Raw genomic sequence first — 4,881 nt, 5'->3', positions numbered from 1 at the left:
GCGCTACGAAGTGAGCGGTGGGTTTGATCTACCGCAGTAGTATTATTCATCATTGTTTTTTCCTTGATTTACAGTTTTGCGTCCATTAATTCATGTTTGTTGCATGATTGGACGCGTATTGAGAGCAGTAAGAAGCTGCTGGATATAGCAACGAACAAGCGTTCGAGGTATGAGGTGACAATCATGTCGAATGGATGATTGATTCATTAAGGGGAGCTGCGGATAGGCAGGCTCTTTTCTATTGAGATAAAAAGTCGAGGTAACGAGCGATGGTTTTTTGGGGATGTATAAACATCAAAAAGAAACTCTGCAATGGCCTGGTTCAACCATAGAGAGCTTGATATATTTCGCCGTTAAAACAATGGTGTGACGTTTTTGCATTAAAGATATAAGACTGTTTTCTCATAACTAGCCACTACGGATTGCATGTCTTTTTCAGATAAATTAAGTAATATTTTGAGGGCGGCGCGCTCAGTAAACCCGCAGCACATCAATTTTCTGATGTATTTTCGTGTGAGTCGAGTCATCGTCAGGTAGCCTCCTTTGCGATATCTTTTTCATCCAATGACCGCCCTAAAACGGTTTCTAAAAAATCCCAATCAGAGTCTTTAGAGACCGATCTATTCGCGGTTGACTCTTGCACTCTGTTGGCTGCACATCTATCCCACGAAGCTTGATAGACAGCTTTCTCGGCATGACTGATTGGAGCGCAAGCACACAGTGATTTGTTAGGTGTTTTGCCACAAAAAGTACGAACACGGTTTCTCTTCATTACTGACCTCCAAAAGCAGTACAAAGAATAAAAATGCGCTATCACGTTATGCTGATCGCGCGTTCAGCTCCCGCCACGCTTACTAGGCGTTGGGTGTGATTGATGGATTTTGAGGCATCCATCTTCGGTCTCCCTAATATCAATAGCCTCGTTTACCAACGATGCTACGAGAGCGGGACGACCTACCACGGCGAAATTGTTAAAGAGCGTTTACCAAGTCCGAAAAACAGACTTCACACGGTAAAAATTATGAAAGTCCGCAGTCTCTCAGTAACTGAGTGCGCTGCACTTTCGGGAGTAAATGAAACGCTTTTAATATCAAATGCGTTTCTTTTCTTTTGCTTTGACCATACGTTTTAGCTGATATGGCGAAGTTATTTGTTACAACGACCAGTCTGGAAAACGCTTGAGGTGATCTTCTAATCGAAGTTTCCCCTCTCTTTTTTTTGCACGTTCTGCTTTTTTTGCCGATCTCGTTAAAGTTTTATTTGCAGTTGATGAAAGATTAAAAGCGATCCCGATTTCATTGTTGTCAACAATGGAATTTGATTTCGAATTCATACAAAACCTTCCTAAATAAAAAACATAATTAATAGTCAAAGGATCATCATTAATTTTTAGAGCTTACCAATCTCTATCTTTAATGTTGAAACGCTCAAATACGCTACGAGTAAAGTGATTTAAATACCTAAAAATAACGTTAATCAGATCACACTTTTATTTTCTGAGAAATTGTTCTTTTTTCTCACTCCTGTGAGAAAATGGTGAGAAAGCTATAATATTCAATTGCTTATGGGGTTACCTTTAGTCAGCTTTCTGGCGGTGTCGCTATAACAATCATGTTTCTAAATTAAACTAAATCGGCCGCATGATCAACCTTTAAGTAGGACTTTCGCCTTTAAAGGCTTGGTCTCATTTTTATTGTGTGAGGTATGAGTCTTAGAATTTAGGTGTTTTTCTTCTTTTAGGGTTATGTGAAATGCAAACGTTGGGTCAACGATTAGAAGATCTGAGGATTAAATTTAGGCTGACAAAAGAAGATGTTGCTCGTATTGCAAAAGTGACAGGGACAACTATTGGGAAATGGGAAAAAGATTTAATTATTCCAAGAGATACCAAATTGAAACGCTTAGCTGAACACTACAATGTCAGCTTTGAATGGTTGAGGGTCGGTGTTGATAGCGCTAAAGTGACTCCTGTTCCTGAGAGTTTTGCGGTATCAATTCAATCCTACAAAGGTGGAGGGGAGCCTGTATTTGTTGATGCGCGTCTACTCCCTTCGGGCCACAGTGAACGTCTGGTATATATCTTAGTGGAAGGGAATAGCATGGGAGAGGTCTTGCCTGACGGAAGTACCTTAATCGTAGATATCGAAGATAAGCACTTTAAAGATGAAAAACTATATGTTTTTAAAACACAGGATTTCGTCTCAATCCGCCGGTTATCTTTCACATCAACTGGCGTTAGGTTGCAATCTTTAGGTAGCCAAAAGGATGAGCTACTTACATTTCAACAACTGTCTAAAGTTGATGTGTTAGGAAGGATCATTTCTTCTATTTGCCAAAGGTAATGAATGCAACACAAGGCTGCATTGTTTAGTGTAAACTTGCTTTAAAATTAATGGTGCTTCCGCTTAAAACGAATGCTTGATTTCTAATTTCCCTTGGAAGTTTAGTATTTGCGATAAGTTTTTTTATGTATGTATTTTCGGGAAGTTTGAGATCTCTATATAGTTGTTCTATAGGGATATCTTGCCCTTCGTGATCAAACAAATAGCTAATAAAGCGATGGTTAGTACTCCCCCTCTTGATTTTTAGTATTTCATCACTGCCATACAACACTAAATTTTCCGATGAGTTAAACAACAGTTCAGTTTTTTGAGGTGCTTGGATATGTAGAGCAGAGGTGTGAATAGGCTCAACGCTCGCTTGAAACCAAAACGCTTCCAGAGCAAACCAAAGTCCAATACCTAAAAAAATACTTACTCCAATAAAACAAAAAATATCGTAAGTGTTTTCCATTGAAACTAACCCTAAATCATTGATACCACTTGCTCTACTAACTTATCAATGCCACTTTTAGCACTACTTATATTGTCAGCGAGCATATATGCTGGTGTAGTGACGACGTTATGATCTTTATCGATAACAATACTATCTACAGTGCAGTCGATGTGCATACCACCTAGGCTATTTATAATGTTAGCTGTATCTTGATCGCAACCGATTGTGCAACGTACGCCATTATATACTTTTGGTAAAAGAACCGGAGCAATACACATGTACCCAACAGGTTTCCTCTTGTTGGCAAAGGCCATCATGATGTCTTGAAAGCCTGCGTCTATAGAGAAATCAGCGCTATCAAACGCAAGTGTAGATAAATTTTTTGCCACACCGAAGCCACCAGGGACAATCAGGGCTGAAAATTCATTTTCATTCAATTCCGACAGTGAAGTAACATTGCCTCTTACAATACGAGCTGCCTCCTCAAGTACATTACGAGTTTGTTCTTTTTCATTACCTTGAAGGTGGTTGATTGTGTGCGTTTGAGGTTTGTCTGGTGCGAAGCATTGATAATCTACCCCTTGCTCCTCGAGAGCTAACAACGTTAACACAACCTCATTAATTTCAGCGCCATCAAAGACGCCACAGCCAGATAATACTACTGCAATTTTTTTCATAACCTAGTTTCCTTTGTTGTTCATTAAATCAAGTAATTGATCGTTAGCTTTTGTTTGATATGACTCCATAATGTCGCCGATTAGGCTTAGTTTATGGTGAACATCTTTATTAGAAAAAACGACCGTGTATACATCATCCAAAAATGGAGTAAATTTGAATAAATCGTTATAGCGGTTTCCAACCTTCTCAATGGGTGCATTAAGAGAATTGAACTCTCTCAGGTAGACAGAGGTGCGATGTTTAAGCATGTTTTTAATTTTACGTTTTATTGCTATTTCGTCATCTAAATCCTCATTCAGCAGGATGCTTTCTAACTCTTTTAACTTCCCTCTAGAATGATACCAAACTACAGATTTCACATAGTTATAGGTCATAGACGGAGAAAGTTGGTCAAGTTTATTCGGCTTAGTTAGAGCAACTCCCCACCCTGTAAGTCCAAAGACCAAAAAAAAGAAAAACAATAACTTTAATTTCATAACTAAACCTTACCTTTAGTATGTCATTAACTTCTAATGACATTTGTGTTAATATGCAACACTGTAATGTTGGTTTGTGATGTTAATTCAGAAAGCGTTTCTTTTTTTCTTTGGTTGTTTTTTTTATTCTGTTTCACTATACTTATCCATGTTCAGAGTGCATTGCATAGCACGCTACCTGCGTAGAGTTTTACGCAGTGTATTAAGAACATATGAGTGGTTAAGGGTGGTTCCTTAATGCTAACATTCAGCAACAAAGCCAGACTTCCTGAGGGTCTGGCTTTGTTGTATCTGAAGATCATGAAGTTGATCGTTGATCTTTCTCGATTTTCACTATACATTTAATACATCTGTTTGGACTTACCACCTAAGCAGAACTTACAAACTCAGGAATCTAAATATGAATCAATTACAACTTCCGCGCCCTAGGTGCGTAACATCTAAACATACTCTCAGTCCAAGCCATTACTATGTCAGTGAACCTATTTCATTGTGCGAGTGCTTGAGTTCTGTTGGGGTGTGTTATGTCATTCTCTGAGCAAAATACTCTTCAAACTAAATCTCAATACGACAAAGAATATCGTGCCAAACGCAAAGCCCGTAAGCATGAGTTGATTGCTTTGAATCATGATATTGTCAGCCGTGAGCAGGATACTAACTCTAACTCTAACTTTTGCTTTGGCTTTTCTAAACGCCGTTTATTACGTTCTGGTGAGTGGGTAGACCTTCCCCACGAATACGCCTTTATCCTAAAAGGTTGTGAAGAGTTCATCACTAACCCTCAACGTTTCCCTGGGCTTTTTGCTTGGGGAGGTGCTGCTATCAATAATATTCAGTGTCGAACTTTGGTGGCAAAGGTATTAGCGTGTATTCTTACCAATACTGATCTCATTGGTGGTCGTGTTGGCCAACCAACTGAGGCTGGTTTGAAACCGATTAGTTATGATCAGTT

At 39.0% G+C, this 4,881-nt stretch carries 6 protein-coding genes and 1 pseudogene; 2 read left to right on the top strand and 5 right to left on the bottom strand.

What is annotated here, in order from left to right; translation table 11 throughout:
• Positions 1-529: 529 nt before the first annotated feature.
• The gene (locus AB6D93_RS23495) at positions 530-772 is read right to left on the bottom strand and encodes a hypothetical protein (RefSeq protein WP_102332399.1); all 243 of its coding nucleotides are present in this window, start codon (positions 770-772) and stop codon (positions 530-532) included.
• A gap of 381 nt (positions 773-1,153) precedes the next feature.
• Positions 1,154-1,333, bottom strand: a complete 180-nt coding sequence (locus tag AB6D93_RS23490) for a TraY domain-containing protein (RefSeq protein ID WP_102332398.1) — start codon at positions 1,331-1,333, stop codon at positions 1,154-1,156.
• Positions 1,334-1,751: 418 nt separating this feature from the next.
• On the opposite strand from AB6D93_RS23490, the gene AB6D93_RS23485 reads away from it, so the two are divergent.
• Entirely contained in the window at positions 1,752-2,342 is a 591-nt protein-coding gene (locus tag AB6D93_RS23485; protein WP_102332397.1) for an XRE family transcriptional regulator, read from the top strand.
• Positions 2,343-2,367: 25 nt separating this feature from the next.
• Here AB6D93_RS23485 and AB6D93_RS23480 read toward each other — a convergent pair whose 3' ends face one another.
• From AB6D93_RS23480 to AB6D93_RS23470, 3 genes are read right to left on the bottom strand one after another with little or no spacing between them, the layout of a single operon-like run.
• Positions 2,368-2,793, bottom strand: a complete 426-nt coding sequence (locus tag AB6D93_RS23480; RefSeq protein WP_102332396.1) for a hypothetical protein — start codon at positions 2,791-2,793, stop codon at positions 2,368-2,370.
• 11 nt (positions 2,794-2,804) lie between these two features.
• Complete coding sequence (gene elbB, locus AB6D93_RS23475) at positions 2,805-3,452, bottom strand: isoprenoid biosynthesis glyoxalase ElbB (protein ID WP_102332395.1); 648 nt, start codon at positions 3,450-3,452, stop codon at positions 2,805-2,807.
• Positions 3,453-3,455: 3 nt separating this feature from the next.
• On the bottom strand, positions 3,456-3,929 hold the full coding sequence (locus AB6D93_RS23470) for a hypothetical protein (RefSeq protein ID WP_102332394.1): 474 nt from the start codon (positions 3,927-3,929) through the stop codon (positions 3,456-3,458).
• Between the two features lie 524 nt (positions 3,930-4,453).
• On the opposite strand from AB6D93_RS23470, the pseudogene AB6D93_RS23465 reads away from it, so the two are divergent.
• Positions 4,454-4,881, top strand: a pseudogene (locus AB6D93_RS23465) (hypothetical protein); the annotation flags it as partial.

This window comes from Vibrio sp. 10N.247.310.23, from assembly GCF_041467155.1.
GTDB classification, from domain to species: domain Bacteria; phylum Pseudomonadota; class Gammaproteobacteria; order Enterobacterales; family Vibrionaceae; genus Vibrio; species Vibrio crassostreae_C.
Note: the sequence above shows the minus strand (reverse complement) of the source record. Positions and strands in the feature narration are given on the sequence as shown.